We start from the raw sequence: 21762 nt of genomic DNA, 5'->3' as shown, positions 1-21762 counted from the left end.
GTCCTAGAATTCGTATTTTGCATTTAGCGTGAAGTAGCGCCCAGGCTCAGTTGAGTAACGCTTACTTTCCTCAGCGATACCCGCTACGTCTTGGTATCGGATGTACTCTTTGTCGAACAAGTTGACGATGTTTGCGCTAACACGAAGGTCTTTGGAAACGTAGTAAGTTGCGCCAATATCAAACGTATTCCACGCGCTTGTCTGCGCACACTCTGTCGCTAGGCCAAGCGTGGTCTGGCATTTAGGAACGCGATCCATAGCAGCGGCCCAGTTCCAAGCCACGTAAGCATTGAAGTCTTGGTTGGCGTATTTCAGTTGAGCATTACCTTCGAATGGCGTAATGCTTCGAACGTATTCGCCTTCCGCGTCTTTGCCATCTACGTAGCCAAACTTAGTGCTGATGTCCCATTGTTTGGTGAGCGCGTACCCCGCAGAAAGCTCTGCGCCATAAGTCTCTACGCCATCAAGGTTTTGGTACTGTTTGATGTAATTACCAGTGCTTGAGTCAAAGCCTGTGGTCACAACATCGATGAAGTTTTCAAACTTGTTGTAGAACACAGACGCATAGACATGCGCACGACCGTTATCGAACTTGTTACCAATTTCAAATGAGTCCGAAGTCTCAGCTTCTAGGTCTAAGTTAGGTGCGATAACAAAAGGCGTTAGTGGTACGAAATCATGGTTCACGAAGCCATATGCTTTGTCGTATTCCGGAGCACGGTAACCGTGGTTGTACGATACATAAACGATGTTGTTGGCAAACATTTCACGAGAAACCGACAGGCTTGGAGACACCTCCGAGCTATCCATGTCCTTTAATGGGAAGCCGCCCACTTCACCCTCACCGTCCGGCGTTAAACGGTGCGCATCAAAGCGCAAACCGCCTGTGATGGTCCATTTATCCAGTTCCACCATGTCTCGAACGTACAAACCAATGTTATAAGCACGAGCAGGAGCGAAAGGTTGTTTGGTCGAAGGCGTTACCCCGTTCCAATCAATCTTGGAATCGCTATCTGTGCGTTCGTAATAGTCAGTAGAAAGCTCGACACCGTAAGCCAATTGGTGCTCTGCACTTGCTGCATAAATCGTATTGGTGAAGTCACCACGGAAGCCTATTGTCTCGTCAATGAAGGTTTTGTGTTCCAGCTCGCGACGTTTGGTGATCAAACCATTGTGATCCACTTGGCGCATTAAACGGTTGGTGTCTTCCACGACTTCGGTGTGACGCCAGTAAACTTTGGTATCCAACTCTTCGAACCAAGTTGGATTAATCGGTGTCACCTCCGCACCAATGTAAGCGCTGTACTCTTCGGAGGTTTCATCTTCAGCAAAGTCTTCAATATGCCAGATGCCATCAGGTTGAATGGACGGAGAACCCTCCAAACGCTCTTGATTCTGGGTGTAGAGTTCCGCTTTGGCTTTCAACATCACCTCTTCATTGAAAAAGTGGTTGATCGTATAAGCACCGCTGTAACCATCTAGATCGCGGTTATACAAATCCTCATCAAAGTTACGTGTCTCTTGCCCTTGCCAGTATGAAACGTTAAACAAACTCTCTGTATCACCGGAGCGGAAAGCTAGATTACTCGTGCCTTTGTACTTGTTGCTGATATCGGTGTAAGTACCGGATACATCGGTGTAGAAGTCTTTGTCTTTTAAGAAATCACCCGGCTTACTGGATTCTAAAATCACCACACCGCCGATCGCGCCAGAGCCATGCACCGAAGAGCTTGCACCTTTAATGATTTGCAGCGATTCAAAATTGGATAAATCAAACGTATCTCGCCCAACTGCATCATTAATGTCATTCGCACCGAAGCCATCCGCAGAACGAATGCCATCACGAACGATCATAATGCGGTTACCTGTCATACCACGGATGGTAATGTTTTGCGGACGTCCTGCACCGCCCGTCACGCTTACACCAGGTTCGTTACGCAGCACGTCATAAAGCTCGGTTTCGCCTCGTTCTTCGATTTGCTCGTTTGTGATAACCGCGACACTACCTGCCACTTTTGACAATGGCTGATCGATTTTATTGGCGGTTACAACCACCTCTTCCATTGAGAAAACCTTAGATTCGGCGTGCACTTGACTGGCAGCAAGTACCGAAAGTACTGCCGCTGACACTGGGTTAAGCTTCATTTACTGCTCCGCTTTAGATGTTTTAATTAGTGATAGTAGAAATGCGTATTCCTTCGCTTGTTGCTCTCTTGCCTGCCTTGGATCCATGCGGTGGCCAGAGTGAAAATCCGTTTGCAACAAATAAGGGCCTGTCGATTCACTGGTCGACGAGATTTGAGCGAGATACTTCGCGCCTTCCCAATAAGGCACACGTTGGTCGTTCAATCCGACTTGAACCAACATGGGTGGGTAAGCGTCTTTGTGGATATTGATAATAGGATCATAAGCTTGCATCGCTTTGAGCTGTTCTGGGAGTGTCGGATTCCCCCATTCTCCATATTGTTGTGCGGTAAGTGGTAACGTCGTATCGGACATGCTGGCAACAACATCGACAAAAGGAACCTTCATCACTGCGCCAGCAAACAAGTCAGGAGCTTGGTTGATCGAACCGGCAACTAAAGTGCCACCGGCACTGGAACCAATCGCGTAAACATCACGCTCACCACCATCAAAGTGTTTAAGTGCTTGCGCAACTGCCGTGAAATCATTGATAGAGTTAGCTTTAAGAACGCCTCGGCCTTGCTCGTGCCAGTCAGCACCAAAGTAACCGCCACCACGAACATGCGCTATCGCGTAGATAACGCCTTGATCTAGTAAGCTCACGGTTTGAGGCATGAAGTAAGGTTTCATGGTAAACCCGTAAGCGCCATAGCCGTACAGCACAACAGGAGCGTTGTCGCTGAGCTTATCTTTGCGGTAAGCAAGAGAAACCGGCACTTCCACACCATGACTTTTGACCATAATGCGTTGAGAAACATAATCTTGGCTAGAGAAGCCGTGATAAATATCTTGCGAGAGATTTGTCTTTGTCAGTGCTTTAACATCAAACTCTTCCCACAGCGGCGGTGTCGTCATCGACATACTACGAATTCGGATTTTGTTAGAGCGGTAGTCACCAAGTGTGCTCAACCAAGCAACGCGACCTTCCGACTCTAACGGAAGCGTTTTTTTCGCGGTGCCATCATAAGAGTAAACCGAGATTGTCGTTTGATTGTCTTGCTTGGTTAATGCCACAAGTCCCGCATCGTACAAGTAAAATTGTTCTACGCCATTTTTTGAGCGTAAAAAAGACTTCCAATTAGACTCAACAGTGTCCGCATCTTTCTCGGGCATCGCTGTTTCAAACAAACCAAACTGACCATTAAGATTGCTGTTGATAAAGACTCTGTCTTGAGCAACATCCGCATAATACTCCACACCGGATTCCGGTTTACGTAACGAGGCCGTTAGCTCTCCAGAATCAAGGTCTAGGATCTTTTGTTCGGTGGTCGATTCATTGTTACTTTGTACCAGTGCGAAACGCGCGTCGGCTGAGGGATAAAAAGACATGAGCCAATCGGTCTTGTCCTCTTGCCAAAGTACTTTCTGCTCATTGGTTTGAGTATTAATTCGAACGATTTGGTAAGGACGTTGAGTTTTCGCTTCTTTTGAGACGGCGAAAGCAAACTTGCCATTTGGTGAGAGCAGAACCCCATTATCAATGTTGCTGATAAGCTCGCGTGCTGCACCACTCTTTAGATCAACCAACACAGCACGGTACTGCTCGCTGCCATCAATATCTTCTGTAAACAACAAAGAGTCGCCTTGAATACGCCATTGACCAATTTGGAAGTATTGACGTTCTTCTTGGCGAGAAGAGAAATCGTAAACCACTTTCTCTTGCGCGTTGTTATCAGCTCGCGAAAGCAAAACGAAGTTGCCTTGTCGACGAGTCAGGTTCCATTCTTGACCGTTTTTAATCGCCCAAGGCTTCTCGCCTTTTTCTGCTGCCATGGCTTCCCATTGGCTCAACAGATTTTGCGTAATCTCATCATAGCGTTTCTGAAATTGTTCTGTTTTTTGGTTCTGTTGCTTGAGGTAAGAGAGAACTCGCTCATCTTGTCTGGAATCGTCTCTCAGCCAATCAAAGTTATCCGAGGCAACACTGGGCATAGAGGTGACTAAAAGCCCCAAAAAAACATGACTAAATTTCATATAAATGGCACAACTATTTATAGGATTAATATTATGTCGCGTATTCTGCCCTTAAATAAAAATGAGATCAATTATCATTTACATATTTTCGTGACATTTTTATCGGTTTTTATTATGCCAAACGTTTAAATCATGGATGAATGCACTGTGATGCAAAGCTATTGTTAGATAAGTCATCTATTGCTATGCAATTAAGAATCAAGAAATGAAAACGTCACCTGAAGAAGGTGACGAGGGTAACTTTTTTACTTTAGTCAGTAGCTCAAAAGGGGTAGAAAAACTAGAAAAGATGACTAGTTACAACCCAAAGTAAAGCAAGAAATCCAACAAAATAGAGGGAGGAAAAAACGACCGATTTAATCAATTCACCCATTTGAGACTTTTCAGTAATCATGTGAGCCTCCGCGATTGTGTACTAAGGTACAACTCACCAACGCTACGCAGAGAAACGCCAACATCTCAACCCAGACGCCTTTCTTTCCCCAACCTAACGATTTGCACTGTTGTTCTGTAAGGCTCAGATCGATGTCTTCTAACCACTGTTCTTCTTGATACATATTTTGTCTCCTCTTCTGGAAACCTATGCTAAGCAAAATTGGCGTTCAGAAAAATCAAAGACTATTTAACCCTTGTTTAGAGCAGTTAAACAATAGTCGTGAGAAAGCAAATTTCAGATATAAAAAATCCGAGCTCGTAAGCTCGGATTTGAATTCAGTTAACCTCTAACGCTGAGTTGAAGATTAATCTTCAGCTTTTGGTTCCGCTGGCTTTTTCTTAGGAATAAACACGTTTTCACCCACTGCCACGTTTTGGTAGAAACCTTTATCGCGCTTAGCAGGTTTCTTTGCGACTTTCTTCGCTTGTGGGCGTGCTTTTTTGGTTTCGGTCTTCTTACCACGGAAATCAGGTTTACGTGGTTTCAAGCCTTTGAATTTACCCTTTAAATCTTCAAATACAGAGAAGTTCAAATCTTGCTGTAGGTAAGTTTCAACACGCTTAAAGCTATCCCAGTCTTTAGGGCCAACAAGAGACACTGCGTCACCTTTGTTACCCGCACGACCAGTACGGCCTACACGGTGAACGTATTCTTCTGTGTGCTTCGGCATATCGAAGTTGATAACGTGCGTTACTGTTGCGATATCAAGGCCACGAGATGCAACGTCTGTCGTTACTAGAATCTTAAATACAGCACGCTCAAACTGACTCATGATGGTGTTACGTTGAGTCTGGTTCAAGTTACCGCTCAGCGCGACCGCTTTAAGCTTCTTCTCATTCAGCTTGTTCGTTAGACGCTCAGTGTCATCACGAGTTGCAGTAAAGATGATCACCTGACGGTATTCTGCTTCTTCAAGAACACGCTCAAGGATCGCTTCTTTGTGATCTAGGTGATCACACAAGTAGAATTTTTGAGTGATGTCTTTGTGCTCTTCGTTTGATACGCCGATAGCAATACGTTTTGGCGCATTCAGCATCTCTGATGCAATGTCATTCACTTCTGCGTGATCAAGCGTTGCTGAGAACATCAGAGTTTGACGACGACGGTGTTTCGCCGCTTTGTGGATACGACGAAGCTCTGGTGCAAAACCTAGATCGAGCATACGGTCAGCTTCATCTAGAATCAGCGTTTCCAAACCATCAAGAAACAGAGAGCGATGCTCTAGGTGGTCAGCCAAACGTCCTGGTGTTGCCACGATGAACTTAGGGTAGCGGCGTAGCGCTTTTACCTGATCGTTAAAGTTCTCACCACCAAGAATCAATGCTGCGTCATAACTCAGACCACCAAGCATTGAACGAAGCTCGCCATATACTTGTTTTGCTAGCTCACGAGTAGGAGCAAGGATGACTGCACGAGGGTCTTTTGCAGAAAACGACTTCGTCTTTAGTGACTTGTGAAGCATTGGTAATACAAACGCCAAAGTCTTACCCGAACCCGTTTTCGAAGATGCCAATAGATCCTTGCCTGCAATCGCAACAGGAATCGCCTGCTTCTGAATGTCAGTCGCTTTTTTGAAATCGTAGTGTTTTAGGTTCTTCAACAATCGGTTGTCTAGGCCTAGATCTTTAAATTGCAAAGTATTCTCCAATAAATAGTCATCGTTTGAGCGTTTTTTCAGTGTCGTTTCCGCTCTAACGCAGCAAAAAATAAAAGCTCGATATAATACCGCAAATCATAGGAGTATAGATAGAGATCACACAAACTAATTCCATTAGAAAAAATAAAGATTCATCTAAGAAACTTTCATTTGTGTAAATTTCGTCTAAATTATTGATATCAGGGACGTGGTAAAAGAGCTGCTGTACTACCCGATACTGGCGTTAAAGGTGAGTAAACGCTCACTTATGTAAACTAAAGGTTAGCGTCCGTATCAGGTACTCTATGAAATCCTTGGATTTTTTTGACTTTTGCTACATCATGTACTGATAGAATGTATTCACATTTACCACTATGACTATATGACACAAAACGTATAGCGTAGGAATTTAACTATAGGCAAGGAGTTCTAAAATGAACAAAACGTTGATCGCAGCTGCAGCAACTTCAGTACTTCTACTAGCAGGTTGTGCTTCTTCTGACGAAGCAGCAACAGCTACTAAACTAGACGAACTAAGCAACCAAGTTAGCCAACTAAGCCAAGACGTTCAGTCTCTACAATCTGACGTTCAAAAGTCTAACGACGCGGCTATGGCAGCTCAAGAAGAAGCTGCACGTGCTAACGAGCGTATCGACAACATCGCTCAGTCTTACACTAAGTAAGAATAAGCAGCCTAATAAGTCTCTATTTATTAAAAAGTTAGGCAAGATGAAAGCGATAAAGTGGCGACATGTTTTCATGTCGCCACTTTTGTTTTATGCCGACTGTCAGTTAATCATACAAATTATGCCCACTCAACGAACGGTGGTTTCTGCTCACTCGCATCATCTCATCAATTAGTTTTGTTGTAGTTATAATCTGGCTTAGAAGCTCTGAAAACCTGCTTTATTCACCAAACGTAAATCTTTACGTTTTGCCAGTGAGTTTGTCTCGTAGATCATAGCCCCTTTTGTGTCAATGGGTTATATTCGTATGCATTGAGGAATGTCGACACCAACTAAAAACAATAAAGAGCAACAACATGGCTATACCAAAGGTTTTCGTAAGTTCTACCTGTTATGACCTACAGGAAGAACGCGCTCAATTAGAGCGATTTATTAGTGGCTACGGCTTTACACCCGTTTTAAGCGAATACAGCGGTGTTTACTATGACGTCGATGAACACACTCATGAATCATGCGTAAACGAGGTGATGTACTGTGACATGTTTGTTTTGATTATTTCTGGTCGATACGGCGGCAAGTATAGAGGTGGCAATGGTGAGTCAATTACTCAAGCAGAATACAACAGAGCCCGAGAACTTGGTTTACCAATCTTTACCTTTGTGAAAGCAGATGTTTCTGCTGCCCAGCACTACTACAAAGAAAACTCACGTGAGCACAGTAGAGAGTTCGCCGAACAAATTACTTATCCAGCAATTCAAAAGCAAAGCGACGCGACTTCTATTTTTAGTTTTATAGAATCAGTTCATCGCGCAAGTACCAACAATGGAATTGAAACCTATCAGTCGTTTACTGATATCGAAAACCACCTCAAAAAACAGTGGGCAGGTTTGTTCTTTTCATTTTTACAAAAGCGTAAAGAACAAGATAGAGTGGAAGAAATGGCATCAATACTTAGCAAATTAGCTGGTTCATCCTCTAAACTTGAAGCCCTAGTTGGTAGCTTGCATGACAAAGAGGTTGGGGAACAGAAAACAAAAGAATTAATCCATCACAGTGAAATAAGACAGGCTACTTATAATTTCTACAAATTATTATTCAAGCAAATTGGACCTCTTTGTTCATCGGTATACGTGTCTGAAGAGAATGACGAGCCTGATTTCAATGACGAATATTTACAAATGACACTGGAAGAAGTAGATGAATTAACTCTAACAGAGCCAAGTGAGGATTGGTATAGCTATCTTATGAAGACTGATTTTTTCGAGATCACGAATTTGAAGAATGATGAAGCTATTGGAATAACTTATCGCTACTCGGATTGTTTCGTGGGATTTTCCTCAAATAAGTGTGAAGCATTGAAGAAATACTATGAAACTGGCGTTAAGAAATCTACGGAAGGAATGAGACGCGAAGTGATTCTTGAACTTTGTGCGCATCACTTAATCCTTGAAGATGAATCGTAAGCTCTCTTGAAAGATCGGTTCCGAAAATTTACTTTAGGCCTGTTATTAGCATTCAGGCCTTAATAAATCTGGGCTTAAAACCACCAGAATGGATCTTTACCTTTTCTCACCAGATCATTAAAACCCTGACAAAAATTACAACCACCCAATATAATTCAATAAGTTACAATTTAATCCAAGATCTTTTCTGATCATCATTTTTTCAATTTATCGAAAAAAACATAATTGTTGAAATTCTATTAGGCGCAATATAAGCCCTTTTCAGCGGCTTTTCATATCACTCGAAACCCTTATGGCAAAGGGTTTTATCGCGTCCTCTACGCCTTTCCTAGCATCGTAGATTTTCACTAAATCAAAATTGCGAAAAAATCAGGTCGAAAACGTCGCAGGTGGGGAGGAGGAGTGCAGATTCCGTCACCTGATTGCTCCTTTCCGTGGCATTAGGCTGCAGCCATACCATTGGGCTTTGGATATAAGAAAAGCGCCCATGGTGGGCTCTTGGTGATGATATGGTATGTGTTTAGCTTAGGTTACTTTGTAATTCTCGGTTGAGCTGCCGCCTGTAACTGGCACTTGGGCATTCTGAGTAATTTCGTCCACTACTGCATTAGCAATGGCTTCTGCCATCTTACCTGCCATAGCGAATTCACCATCAAGAACAAAGCCCTGTGCTTTTAACTCGTTTTCTAACTTCTCTTTCAGTGATGCTTTGCTTAGTATCATAAGTCTTTTCCTGCAACTACAGTGCTTGATACGTCTACATTCGGCTTCCCCATAAACAGGCAGATACTCGTGTCTGTGTACACACCTTTTCCGCCATTGAACTTGATGGTGACCGCGTCTTCAGTGTGCTGACCATATTCACCATAATCAGGACTTCAGAAGCGTCTTTTAGAACAATAGGAATGTTGCCAAGGTCCTTTTAGAGATCAAATGAAGAGGAAGACATGCCAGTACGACGCAAAAATTCCTTTTTTGTGCATACGGGTGCATCAATTGCTATTTGCAGTGCTGCCATAAGTGGTATCCTGCTCGTTTGAGATTTTAATGATGGTTATTGAGTGAGATTGACAAACCATTTTCGCGTTTGAGTAATTATTAGATCAAAATTTCTGCTTTGATAATTTTCATTTTCATAACAGAAGTTAAAGGTTGCATTTGAGCAATCAATTACTCATTTAGCTAAGGAGAGATGGAGGTTTTTTATCTAATGAGCAGAATTCCAGCCAAGGCACCACCATTTGACTACCTTAGTGGTCGAGAATTTACCGAAAAGCTAAAGGCGGTAACTGAGTGCAAAACGTATGAATTGCTCAGTGATTACTATGGTGTCCCTAACTCTACGTTTTCTACGTGGCACACGCACAACCGAACTGGGTGGGAATTGATAGTCAGAACTCACTTGGCTACGGGAGCTTCTGTTCGCTACATGGCTCTTGGAAAAGGTGAACCTTTCCCTCTGAATAATGATTCCTCACCAACGAGCGGCATTGATAAGTTCATCTTCGCAAATGGGCAGCTAGAAAAAACTGGTACTGTCGATCTTGGACTATCGACTCTGGAAGATTTCGGACTCGTCAAAGATGAACTTTTTGTGATTGAGCAAAATGGAATTCAGCTATACGTCAACACCGCCGAGAAACAGCCATCTTCTGGTGACTACGTACTTGATATTGACGGTGTAATCTCTGTGAACTATCTGCAACGTTTACCAGGTAAGAAATTAGCCATCACGTTTGATACTTCGACCATTGAAATATCCGAAGAAGATATCAAGGTTGTAGGCCGTGTAGCTATGGAAATGAAGAAAAAGTAAGGCTAGATAAAAATGATAAAACCCATCAATGAGTTTAAAGACTGGTTCATTGCCAACATTAGTAACAACGTAAAAATTGTAGATAAGAATCTCGACGAAGACTTCATGACAATTTTACTTGTTGTGAAAAATGACAAATTAATAAAAATAGCAAATTGCGACACTTTTATAGAAGAGTCTAACGGAAAAAAATAATAGAAAAGCTTAAAGAATTAAAACTATTAGAAGACTTATTGCATTTAGATATAATTATCAACAAAGAAAATATAGATATTTTAAATTCAATCAAAAATATTGAACATATAAAAACCAATATTCACAATGACCCATCCATATTTGATGAATTAAAAAATCTAACTAGCATAGATCTACATATAGATTCAAATAATCCAGTTTCTTTTGAAGTTCCCCAACACGTATTTAACTTAAGAATTCATATAGACAATCGTATTAAAGCTGATAATTTTGATATTTTAAACTCAGAGAATTTAAAATATTTCAGTTGGTATGGTATGTTTACAGGCGCAATATTATCTCGAATCAATAAAATGAAGGAATTAAATGAAGTAAGTATAATTTCTCATTTTAAACCAGAAATAGAAAGTTATGATTTTAGAGAAAACAAGGAAATTAAAAAATTAACGATATACGACATTCATGGCATATCTATTGATAACACCCCAGCTTTAGCCAAGAAAATTCCACAAAACATATTTTTAAATGAAAATATCGAAGACGTAACAATACTTGGGTTGAATATTAAAAGTCACAACTTTTCATCAATCAATAGAGCAACCAATTTAAACTTAAGTAGTTCAATATTAGATAGTAGCATTCTAAAAACAGCACTAGAGCTGGAAAGCTTAATAACGCTCTACTTAACAAACATGCCTATAGATACCAATGGAATAAAAGAAAACAAAAAAATCAAAAGATTATACTTAAACAAGTGTAATATTAAAAACCTAGATTTCATAAAGAGTCTGACAAATATAGAATTGTTACACGTCGATCTAAACCCAATAGAAGAAATACCGAACAATCTACCCAAAAAACTTAGAAGAATAAGCGCTTGTGGATGCAAAATAATCAATATCCCCAAAAGCATTGCTCTATCCCTTGAAATAAATGTTGGAAAAACAAGGGAAAGAGCTATAAAAGAAGGAACTATCAACTTATCTGAAAACCCATTACAAAATCCTCCATTAGAGCTACTTGCACAAGGAAGAGAATCTATCATTGAATATTATTCCTCGATGACAGGAAAAACAACCACACTAAATGAAGCAAAAGTGGTTTTTGTTGGGGATGGGGCTGCAGGTAAAACCTCACTGATGAAACGGCTCGTAAGCGATGATTTCGATGAAAGAGAAAGCCAGACTGACGGCATCGAAATAATGAATTACAAAGTACCATTAGAAAATGAATGTTGCATTAATGCTGCTATCTGGGACTTTGGTGGGCAACAAATATTGCAAGCAACTCATCAGCTTTTCCTATCAAAACGCAGTATCTATGTATTAGTAGTTGAGGATAGGAAAAATGATTTGCACAAAGACCAAGATATAGAACAATGGCTTACGCAAATAAATAGCCTGGGTGGAAAGCCGCCTATTATTGTCGTAAAGAATAAAATAGACGAAAACCCCCATGGTGATATTCAAACTAACCGACTTAAAACAAAGTTTCCAAATATTGTCGCATTTCATGAAGTGTCATGCTTAAAAGGCACGGGGCTAGATAGGCTATCAGCTACACTAAACCGTTGCATCATTGACTTGCCAATGCGAAGACTAGAGTTACCGCAAAACTGGCTTAACGTAAAAAATGAACTAAAATCTCAGGCACAAACACACGACTTGTTACACTTAAATACGTACCAAGAAATCTGTTCAAAGCATGATATAAGAAACAAAGTGGCTAAAGAGACTCTATTACGTTTGCTCCACGATCTTGGTGAAGTAATCGCTTTTGAAGAGTTAAAAAAACATAATACCGCAATTCTTGAGCCTTCATGGATAACTGAGGGTATTTATGGTCTCATACGTTCAAGGCCTTTAGCTGAAAACAACGGTGTCATTTCAATAAAAGAGGCCCAAGCAGCTCTTGATAGTTACTCTGACGCTGTAGGACGCTTTGAAGACAAAGCATCATATATCTTAGATGCCATGGAAACATTCCAACTTTGTCACCGAACGGTAGGCTCTGAGACATACCTAATACCTATACTTCTTCCTCCACAAATTGATACTTCAGCTATCGATTCAGAGCTTGTCCAGGAAGATAGCATTCGCTTTATGTTCAAGTTTGAAAAGTTTCTTCCACCAAACTTGATGCCCATGCTGCTAGTTAGAATACATGAGTGGATTCATGGTGATAAGCGTTGGAGGACAGGTGCAATACTCACACCGTCTCACCTAAGAGCTCAAGCGAAACTAGAACTAGCCAAAGTAGAGAGAGAGCTTCACATCCAAATTAGCGGCGCTGAGAAACGAGATCTATTTATCAATTTAAGGTCAACAATAAATGAACTTATTGATAAATTGGCAAGCAAGAACGCAATTGGATTACAAGAGCTAATTCCGCTTAATGACTCAGCTGAAACTGTGGGCTATACTGAGCTTATAGGATTAAAGTCGATGGGCGAGTCAAAATACATAAGTGGAAAACTAGGCCGAGCATTCAACATAAGCGAGCTTTTGGGCGAAATCGAACCTCCACAAGATACCAAGAGAGCGATTCAAACTTTGTTAGAATCAGCTCCTAGCGGAATGATAAACATAATGAATAATGAAAACACCAACACTGTTACTGGTGCAAACGTAACTACAACAGTCACAACTACGCAAGACCAAGCTGCAGAAGTAACAGCCACAGCGACCTCTACTATCGATATAAAACAAGAGTTGAGGGCGTTCAAAGGTCAGTCAGAGTTTGTTATCGAAGATATAGAAGAAGCGATTGAAGAACTAACTAATAGCGACAGAAAGCTGAAAGAATTTGCAACTAAAGAATGCTCAAAAGTTTCTCAAGCAATTGAAACCTTAGAAGCAGAAGTTGAAGACAAAGAATCAGCAGAAAGAAATTTGAAGCACTTCTCTAGAGTTCAAAACTTCTTAGAAGCTGCTTTAACTAAGGCAAACAGCGTAGGCAAAGTTATCGACCAGGCAGGTAACTTATACAACCAAGTCGAATCACTTGCAAACAAATACAATGAGTTAGCAGCCAAATTCGCAATGCCCATTGTCACAGTTCTTAGCCTAGGTGGCTAATTTGGAATAAGATAGAAAAGCTGCTTTAGCAGCTTTTTTTATACCTCGATGATTCATAGCACTTCTATAACAGTTCACCATCTACAATATAAAAACTATGAAAATCAAGGCTAAACAACTGTGGTCCCTAACACTCATTGGATTAAAACAATGTCTGTAAGAAAGCTTGAAGGCGAAAATAAAAAACCATGGCTTTGCGAGTGTTACCCGCAAGGCCGAAGTGGAGCCAGAAAACGTAAACGCTTCGCCACCAAAGACGAGGCGTTAGCTTGCGAAAGGTTCTTGATGAAAGAAGTCGGCGACAAACCTTAGCTTAGTGATAAGAAGGACTTACGCACACTTCAAGACTTAGTCGAACTTTGGTATAAGCTGCACGGTCAACACCTAAAATCCGCGAAAAAAGTTTACCCTCGCCTCTGCACTATCGTTGAAGAACTCGGCAACCCGTTTGCAATCAAGTTTACTGCAAAAAACTTTGTTCACTGGCGTTCTAGTCGAAAAGCAAAAAACCGATACGGTGATGAGACTACTGCAGGGAAATCAATTTCTGCTCCAGCCAACAATCTCGATTTGAGATATTTGCGAGCCGTTTTCAATGAGCTTATTGCCCTTGGCGAGTGGACCCAACTAAACCCACTTACCAGTGTTAAATCGATTCAAGTCGCTGAATCCGAAATGGGCTTTTTCTCAAATGAAAATATCACTACGCTATTCGATAGGATAAGCAAAAGTAAACGAGCCAAAGAATATGAACTAGTTTGCAAGATTTGCTTGTCTACTGGTGCACGCACTTCCGAAGCTAATAATCTTCGTATTCCACAGATTACGAAATACAAGATCACGTGTCTTGATACCAAAAGCAAAAAGAACCGTACTGTGCCAATCACAGAGAAACTCTATAACGAGTTGATAGAGTTTAAGCGAACGGGCGACAAGGATAAGTTATTTAAATGCTGTCTTCACGGCATCGCGTATATTGTTAACAAGACATTCCATGACTTACCTAAAGGGCAAAATACGCACGTGTTTCGTCATACGTTTGCAAGTCGGTTTATGGGAGCAGGCGGAAACATTCTAGTATTGCAAAAAATCCTTGGTCACAGTGACATCAAGATGACAATGAGATATGCCCATTTTTCACCCTACCACCTAATTCAAGCAGCTGAATTGAACCCTACTTCCAGTTTAGTTCTGTAGCCACTCAATCCAAAAAAGTGGCGGCAAAGTGATGACAAATTTTATCGTTACTGACGGATATTAAATCATATTGAATAAACGCACATTTTTTAAGTCATTGAAACAACGGGAAAACTCTTGACTTTAAAGGGCTCAAGAACTTGCTATGCATTACACTAAGTAAGATGTGATTCCGCGCTTTAACGCTTGTTAAGGCGCGGTTATTTCTACTGGAACACCATTCTGAGCAGCAATCGTTGCTTTAGCTTTAGCTTTCGCATTCGTCATCCCATATTCATCCAACCACCAATTCAACTCTTGTGGAATTTGTAGGTGATCTTTCTCGCCGTTACTGCGAGTCAATGGTTCATGCGCCTCAACAAATACACTGCGGTCTGGTTCTAGCGTGACTTTAACTGGCTGATTGATGATTTTCACTTTTTCACCACGACGTACCTTGTCGAATAGCCACTCGATGTCGTTAGGGTCCATACGAATACAACCCGCACTTACACGCATGCCAATACCAAAGTCTTTGTTAGTACCGTGGATCAAGTACTCACCATGACCATACGCCAAGCGCAGCGCAAACATACCGAGTGGGTTATCAGGCCCAGCTGGTACGACTGCAGGTAGGTCAATGCCCTTCGCCTTGTATTCCGCACGGATAGATGAAGGTGGTGTCCAGGTTGGGTTTGGACGCTTCTGGCTGATGCTCGTTGTCATCTCTGGCGTGTCTCGGCCAATACGGCCAATACCTACCGGGAATACATGAACCACATTTTCTTTAGCCGGAAAGTAGTAAAGACGCAGCTCTGCCAAGTTAATAACGATGCCTTTATGGGGAACGTCTGGGAGAATAAGCTGAGTAGGAATAGTCAGAACGTGGCCTTCTTTTGGTAGAAAAGGGTCCACGCCTTTGTTGGCCGCCATTAACGCCAGCATGCCAACATCGTACTGCTTAGCAATGTTTGCCATGGTTTCGCCTTGTTCAACCACGTGGTTTTCCATGCGGCCTATGACGCGCGCCCCGTCCTCCGGCAATTCGTACATCTTTGCGAATGACAAACCACTCACTAAAGATAGCGATACAGACAACAGGGTTCGTTTAGCGATACTCATCGGACGCTTCTTGCTAGGCATCTCTCTCTATTCCTTGGCGTTTTTGAAGAGCCGTAAGGTTATCTCTCTTTCCACCTTGTGATCAACCATCGGCTTGTGATAATCCAGTAAATTAAAACCACTCCATAGCCAAGGGTTATGAATAAACTTATTCGGTACCTCTTTAATTTCCGGTACCCAATGGCGAACAAAGGTGCCATCAGAGTCAAACTTTTCACCCTGACTGATAGGGTTGAAGATTCGGAAGTAAGGTTGCCCATCACAGCCCGTGGACGCCGACCATTGCCATCCACCATTGTTGGCAGCGAAATCGCCATCCACCAGCTTACTCATGAAGTATGCCTCTCCCCAACGCCAGTCAATATGCAGGTCTTTAGTTAAGAAGCTCGCTACAACCATGCGTAGACGGTTGTGCATCCAACCCGTCATGTTCAGTTGGCGCATTGCAGCATCAACAATAGGGTACCCTGTTGTGCCTGTTTTCCAGCGTTCGAAAGCTTGCTCATCATAAGACCATTGGATCTTCTCTTCCCACGGAATAAAGCCCTTTCCTCTAACAAGCTTTGGTTCAAACACCAATAAATGTTGGTAAAACTCTCGCCAGATAATTTCACTCAACCAAGTGGCTTTCCCTTCGGTGAGATCAGGAAGTGGGTTTTCTGCATAAAGCCTTGCGATACATTGTCTTGGAGACAGCGCGCCAATTGCGAGATACGGAGATAACTGACTGGTTCCATCGACAGCAGGTAGATCTCTTTCTGCTTGATACGCATCGCTGCGCTCACGGGCGAACTCTCTCAGCTGTTGAACAATATCTGTGGTTGAGGCGTGCCAACGTTCACTGGATTCGCGTGGGTAAGAAAAAGGCACATCGGCATGATAAAGATCTGCTTCAACTGTCTGAAGCACGTCTTTGGACAGCTCGGCTTGCGGTTGTGGTTTGAACACCATTGGCATTTGGAATTTCAGCAACCAAGCGCGTTTGAATGGCGTGAATACCTTGAAGTATTCACCTTGCTTGTTTAATACCGTGGTTGGCGCATGAACACATTTGTCGTGGAAGGCTTCGAACGCGACGTCGCTTTTAGCAAGAACCTCTGACACCTCTCGGTCTAACGCTTGTTCATTGACCTCGTAATGGATGTTCGCCATGACGCTTTCTGCGTTCAATGATAACGCCCAACCCTTAATGACCTCGGTCACGTCGGAAAATTTGGGTACTTCTTTGTACAGGAGCGGGATATTAAGCTCTGTAAGCTCTTCTTCAAGATGCGTCAAACGTCGTGCAATGAGATCCGCCTGCATGGGTGCCATGTGGTGTTCTTGCCATTGCTCTGGCGTTGCAACAAAACCGGCAACAACAGGCTGCCCAGAATCGAGAGCAGCCTTAAGCGCTGTGTGGTCTAACGTTCTTAGATCACGTCGAAACCAAACCAGAATCATGTCGTCTCCTTACGAGGGTATTTTTAGGCAGCGAAGTGCAACTTTTCTATCACTTCAGAAAACTGAACCTTTTCTGGAAGTTGTGTTTGTAAAGTGGTTAGCACTTCCACTTGCTTGATAGGCAGTGCTTTGTTTGAGAAGAAGTGGACGAATTGATAACGAGAGAGCACGTCATGGTCAATCAGACCAGAAACGTCTTCTACTTTATCGATCAAAGTAATGTGATAGCCCTGTTCACACAGTTTTGCTGCTTGTACCCAACTCTCTGAATCACGTGCTTGGTCAAAGCTAAGCAGTAAGCATTTACCCTTTGAGGACGCTTTGTTTTCAGAATCGACAACCAAGGCCAATCGAGTGATCAAACAAGTCTGGAACAACCCCAGTTGCAGAGAACGCTGCGACACTTTCACTAAGTCTAACGCTTCGAAAACTGGGTTTATCAGCTGTTCTATAACAATGTTAAGTGGGTATTCCTTTAATACACCAGATAACAAGGTTTCCGTTTTGCCACGGTTGAGTTCGGACAGGGCTTTCAGCATGGCTTCGGCTTCTTCCAAACGCTGAACGTCAGAGGCGACGTCAACATCGGACTCTTGACCCAATAATCCCTTAACTTTGCCAATCGCCACACCCTTGGCAAGCCACCCTTGGATCTCACGGATCGTATCTAGGTCTTGTTGGCGGTATAGGCGATGGCCTTTTTCTGTTCTCTGAGGTTGAATCAAGTTATAGCGTCTTTGCCAAGCTCTCAGGGTGACGGGTTTTACGCCCGTCAACTCTGATACATCTCTAATTGCGTATAGTTTTTCTTCTTGGCTACAATCCATAACGTAGTCTCATCTCCTGCGGGTATGGTTCTAAATATTTTTGTTTTTGTAGGTACTCATCTGGGTACGCATTGAGATAGTGCTTAATTAAGGTTAACGGGGCAAGCAATGGTAACAGGCCAGTTCGGTAGTCACTGATAACCGTCGCTAACTCTGCTTTCTCATCACTGCTCAGCGAACGCTTAAAGTAGCCTTGTAAGTGCATCAACACGTTGGTGTTATTTTTACGACTCGCGCGGTTTTGCAATGCCTTCATCAGGCCAAGGCGATATTCGCTGTAGAAGTCTTCGATTTCATAGTTCGCAACATCAGCCACTAATCGACCTAGAGAGCGGTAAGATTCTGGGTGGTGCGCCATCAGTGTTAGTTTGTAACGTGAGTGGAACTCGATGATCTTGCCACGGGTTGGCTCGCCGTCCATCGACTCATAAAAGTCGTTCAAGCAGTAAACGCGAGTAATGAAGTTCTCTTTCAATACAGGATCATTTAAGCGACCGTCTTCTTCTACTGGTAACCACGGCATTTTTTCCATCAAAGTTTTGGTGTACAAGCCAATGCCTTCTTTTGCAGCACTGTTCTTGCTGTAAACCTTCACACGTTCCATGCCACATGTTGGAGACTTAGCACATACGATGTAGCCACACAGCTGTTCCCCTTGCAGCTCGTTCACTTTGTTTTCTGAGTACGTCAGCATTTTATCGGTATGATCGTTTTCAGGATTCTTTGTTTCGACCAATGCAATGCGCTCTTCGTTGCTCACTAGACGAATGGTTGGGCGAGGCACTGTCATGCCAACACCGACTTCCGGGCATACGGGCACGAAGCTGAAGTACCCATCTAATTCTTTAGTAACGAAGTTGCTGATTTTGTGCCCAGAGTCGAAACGTACACGTTCACCTAACACACAAGAGCTGATACCTACTTTGATTGACGATTCCATGATGACGCATCCCTATACAAAATGTTTTGTTGTATAACTTATAGCAAGCCTTTCCAGATTGTACAAGAAAATAAATTGTACAATTTAACCGTTTTACTCAGTTGTACAGGAATTCGATCAGCACAATTTCAGAAAAAATTTAGGCGAAGAAAGGAAGAATTTGTGCGCGCAATCGACAAACTGCTCAAAAGCAAATCGATTGCCTTTTTGCTTTCAACAGATTTAGTTATCAACAGAATATTTAAACACTAAAACCGACCGTTTTGTGACTTAACTCTCAAGTACCCTTACCCTGTCCCGATATTATGGCCTCAACGAAAACGAACAAGTTCAACAGAATTGGTAATAGCATTCTATAATTGATGCGTTTTACCTGAACAAAACTTTGGAGAGCACTTATGGCAACCCCACACATTAACGCACAACCAGGTGATTTCGCTGAAACAGTTCTAATGCCAGGCGACCCGTTGCGCGCTAAATACATCGCAGAAACGTTCCTAGAAGATGTGAAACAAGTTTGTGACGTTCGCAACATGTTCGGCTTTACTGGCACTTACAAAGGCAAGAAAGTTTCTGTAATGGGCCACGGTATGGGTATCCCATCTTGCTGTATCTACGTGCACGAACTAATCGCTGAATACGGCGTGAAAAACGTTATCCGTGTAGGTAGCTGTGGTGCAGTACGTGACGACGTTAAACTAATGGACGTTGTTATCGGTATGGGTGCATCTACAGACTCAAAAGTTAACCGTATCCGTTTCAACAACCACGACTTCGCTGCAATCGCTGACTACGGTCTTCTAGAAGAAGCGGTTAACCAAGCACGTGCTCAAGAAGTACCAGTTAAAGTTGGTAACGTATTCTCTGCAGACCTGTTCTACACACCAGAAGCAGACCTGTTCGAGAAAATGGAAAAACTAGGCATCCTAGGTGTAGACATGGAAGCGGCTGGTATCTACGGCGTTGCTGCTGACCTAGGCGCGAAAGCTCTAACTATCCTAACAGTTTCTGACCACATCATCCGTGGCGAAAAACTAAGCTCTGAAGAGCGTCAAAAGTCGTTCAACGACATGATGAAAGTTGCTCTAGAAACAGCAATCAACATCTAAGAAACACCTAAGTAGTAAATAGCAGCCGGGGCCTGACCGGCTGCAAGAATTATCCCGAGGGGGCGATTGTGTCTAACGGCGAACTGCCAAGGGACGCAGATGGGTTACAACTCAACTTTTGTAAAACATTGGCGTGTGACAACTTTGGATTGAGTGATGCAAAGCGATACGTTTTGCAACATGCTAACCCTAAACGTCCGGCGATGGTATGCCGTGAGTGTGGAGCTTTCCCCCCCTTACTTAATAACCGCGATGTAGTGAACGAGCTTCATCGTCTGCGTCACGTCCACAGTGACGGGTTACCTGCTTGTCGCAACGATGACTGCGATAACTTTGGGCTTTCTGTCCATACTCATAAACACCTCTATCACGCTTTCGGTTACAGTGGCGATCGCCAACGTTACCGCTGCAAAGTGTGTCAAAGTACTTTTGTCGATAAATGGTCTGGTGCCAACAAAAAGCTTCAATTCCAAGAGAATTTAATGGGCTTATTGTTTACTGGTTATTCCGTTCGTGAAATCTGCCGCAAACTCAGCATCAACCCAAAAACCTTTTACGATCATGTTGACCACATCGCTAGCCGTTGCCGACGCAAACTGGCAACGATTGATGCACGTTGGGTAAACCACGCTGAGCATTATGAGCTCGCGTCGAACTACGTCGCGCTGCAACCAAACAGCAATAATGGCGTTTACTGGATCGCTTCGGGTGAAGCACATTCGGGTTATATCCTTTGTCAGCATGTGAACTACTCTTCTGATGATGAGCCAGTCGCTACACTGGATCACAACCCATACGATGAAGTGTCTCGCTTTGTCTCGCAAGAATACACAGCGGAAGCGAGTGAACCGCCACCAGCACCGTCTAAAAAACTGCGTGAGCGCATCGATCAGAAATATCAAACCATTCTGGCTCGTGGCAACGTTGAGGATCCTTTGGGTAACCTTTCGGTGTTCCATTACCCATCCAAGGGCGCTTTGATTCGTCCGCCATACACTTCTTATGCGCACTATCTTCATGTGCTAGATATGTGCTGCCCTGAGAAGCGCGTTTCTATTTACATGCCTCAAGATCCCCTGCTCCGCTCTGCTGCGTTGAGCGTTTGTTTGTCTCGTATCCAAGAGAAAAATGTGGATCTGATGTACGTAGAAGAAGATGCGATTTGGGACATGAATGCGCCATTTGGCAAAGTAGACATTGCCTACATGAGTTGGTGGCGAGATCGCTGGGCGATTTCTAGCCAGTATGAGTGTAACAAGGGTATTTGCTATTTAGCTGGCGATAAAAACGAGCCAGAAGCCTGGTTTAATGTGGCAACAACACGTCACATTCAGTTCTATCAAAACCGCTTCCAACTGCTGTTTGAGAGCTTTATCAACGAGCCACGTCGCAAATTACGACCTGCCGGGATATTGCCTCTTTTAGATATATTCAGAGCTTGGCATAATTTGTGCTATCAGGATAAGCAAGGACTTACTGCTGCCCAAAGACTGAAGGTCACAGACGCACCGCTAACGATCAAACAATTGTTGTCATGACTATTTAACAGTTTACTCATTTATGAGTGGTAAGTAAGTGTTGAACACGGTATACATTACAGTATCCGATTCCTTATTGGTGTGGCCATTTTCCACACCAAAACGATAAACGCATCTAACCACTTGTTTTTAGGTGTAAA

General features: G+C 42.8%; 15 protein-coding genes and 1 pseudogene. 7 read left to right on the top strand and 9 right to left on the bottom strand.

Annotated features, from left to right (window positions below):
* Positions 1–3 precede the first annotated feature (3 nt).
* The 4 genes from A9237_RS18100 to A9237_RS18090 form a co-directional block, all read right to left on the bottom strand.
* Entirely contained in the window at positions 4–2145 is a 2142-nt protein-coding gene (locus A9237_RS18100; protein WP_078608926.1) for a TonB-dependent hemoglobin/transferrin/lactoferrin family receptor, read from the bottom strand.
* Positions 2146–4158, bottom strand: a complete 2013-nt coding sequence (locus A9237_RS18095) for a prolyl oligopeptidase family serine peptidase (protein ID WP_078608923.1) — start codon at positions 4156–4158, stop codon at positions 2146–2148.
* A gap of 383 nt (positions 4159–4541) precedes the next feature.
* Positions 4542–4715, bottom strand: a complete 174-nt coding sequence (locus A9237_RS27380; RefSeq protein WP_009704941.1) for a hypothetical protein — start codon at positions 4713–4715, stop codon at positions 4542–4544.
* A 183-nt stretch (positions 4716–4898) separates the two neighbouring features.
* Entirely contained in the window at positions 4899–6242 is a 1344-nt protein-coding gene (locus A9237_RS18090; RefSeq protein WP_005441090.1) for a DEAD/DEAH box helicase, read from the bottom strand.
* Between the two features lie 422 nt (positions 6243–6664).
* Here A9237_RS18090 and A9237_RS18085 point away from each other — a divergent pair, with 422 nt between their 5' ends.
* Positions 6665–6913 (top strand): Lpp/OprI family alanine-zipper lipoprotein, encoded by a 249-nt coding sequence (locus A9237_RS18085; protein ID WP_005441096.1) that lies wholly within the window; start codon positions 6665–6667, stop codon positions 6911–6913.
* A gap of 359 nt (positions 6914–7272) precedes the next feature.
* A complete protein-coding gene (locus A9237_RS18080) occupies positions 7273–8379 on the top strand; it encodes a DUF4062 domain-containing protein (protein WP_078608920.1) in 1107 nt (368 codons plus the stop codon).
* Between the two features lie 525 nt (positions 8380–8904).
* Here the strand turns inward: A9237_RS18080 and A9237_RS18075 are convergent.
* Entirely contained in the window at positions 8905–9102 is a 198-nt protein-coding gene (locus A9237_RS18075) for a hypothetical protein (RefSeq protein WP_078608918.1), read from the bottom strand.
* Positions 9103–9589: 487 nt separating this feature from the next.
* Between A9237_RS18075 and A9237_RS18065 the strand changes: the two genes are divergently transcribed.
* The 3 genes and pseudogenes from A9237_RS18065 (at position 9590) to A9237_RS27635 (ending at position 14664) form a co-directional block, all read left to right on the top strand.
* On the top strand, positions 9590–10195 hold the full coding sequence (locus A9237_RS18065) for a helix-turn-helix domain-containing protein (RefSeq protein ID WP_078608915.1): 606 nt from the start codon (positions 9590–9592) through the stop codon (positions 10193–10195).
* Positions 10196–10428: 233 nt separating this feature from the next.
* Positions 10429–13467, top strand: a complete 3039-nt coding sequence (locus A9237_RS18055) for a COR domain-containing protein (RefSeq protein WP_078608910.1) — start codon at positions 10429–10431, stop codon at positions 13465–13467.
* 150 nt (positions 13468–13617) lie between these two features.
* A pseudogene (locus tag A9237_RS27635) lies at positions 13618–14664 on the top strand (phage integrase).
* A gap of 189 nt (positions 14665–14853) precedes the next feature.
* On the opposite strand, the gene A9237_RS18045 reads toward A9237_RS27635, so the two are convergent.
* From A9237_RS18045 to A9237_RS18030, 4 genes are read right to left on the bottom strand one after another with little or no spacing between them, the layout of a single operon-like run.
* Entirely contained in the window at positions 14854–15786 is a 933-nt protein-coding gene (locus tag A9237_RS18045; protein ID WP_078608907.1) for a L,D-transpeptidase family protein, read from the bottom strand.
* A 6-nt stretch (positions 15787–15792) separates the two neighbouring features.
* A complete protein-coding gene (gene phrB, locus A9237_RS18040; RefSeq protein ID WP_045479712.1) occupies positions 15793–17208 on the bottom strand; it encodes a deoxyribodipyrimidine photo-lyase in 1416 nt (471 codons plus the stop codon).
* A gap of 23 nt (positions 17209–17231) precedes the next feature.
* On the bottom strand, positions 17232–18035 hold the full coding sequence (locus A9237_RS18035) for a MerR family transcriptional regulator (RefSeq protein ID WP_009704945.1): 804 nt from the start codon (positions 18033–18035) through the stop codon (positions 17232–17234).
* Positions 18025–18975: a YbgA family protein gene (locus tag A9237_RS18030; protein ID WP_078608905.1), complete on the bottom strand. Its 951-nt coding sequence runs from the start codon at positions 18973–18975 to the stop codon at positions 18025–18027. Before A9237_RS18030 ends, A9237_RS18035 begins: the two co-directional genes overlap by 11 nt.
* A 398-nt stretch (positions 18976–19373) precedes the next feature.
* Here A9237_RS18030 and deoD point away from each other — a divergent pair, with 398 nt between their 5' ends.
* Together deoD and A9237_RS18020 are read left to right on the top strand one after the other, a co-directional pair.
* On the top strand, positions 19374–20084 hold the full coding sequence (gene deoD / locus A9237_RS18025; protein WP_005441106.1) for a purine-nucleoside phosphorylase: 711 nt from the start codon (positions 19374–19376) through the stop codon (positions 20082–20084).
* Positions 20085–20152: 68 nt separating this feature from the next.
* The gene (locus A9237_RS18020) at positions 20153–21622 is read left to right on the top strand and encodes a lactate dehydrogenase (RefSeq protein WP_078608903.1); all 1470 of its coding nucleotides are present in this window, start codon (positions 20153–20155) and stop codon (positions 21620–21622) included.
* Positions 21623–21762 lie beyond the last annotated feature (140 nt).

It is taken from the genome of Vibrio owensii, from assembly GCF_002021755.1.
Classification (GTDB): Bacteria; Pseudomonadota; Gammaproteobacteria; order Enterobacterales; family Vibrionaceae; genus Vibrio; species Vibrio owensii.
Note: the sequence above shows the minus strand (reverse complement) of the source record. Positions and strands in the feature narration are given on the sequence as shown.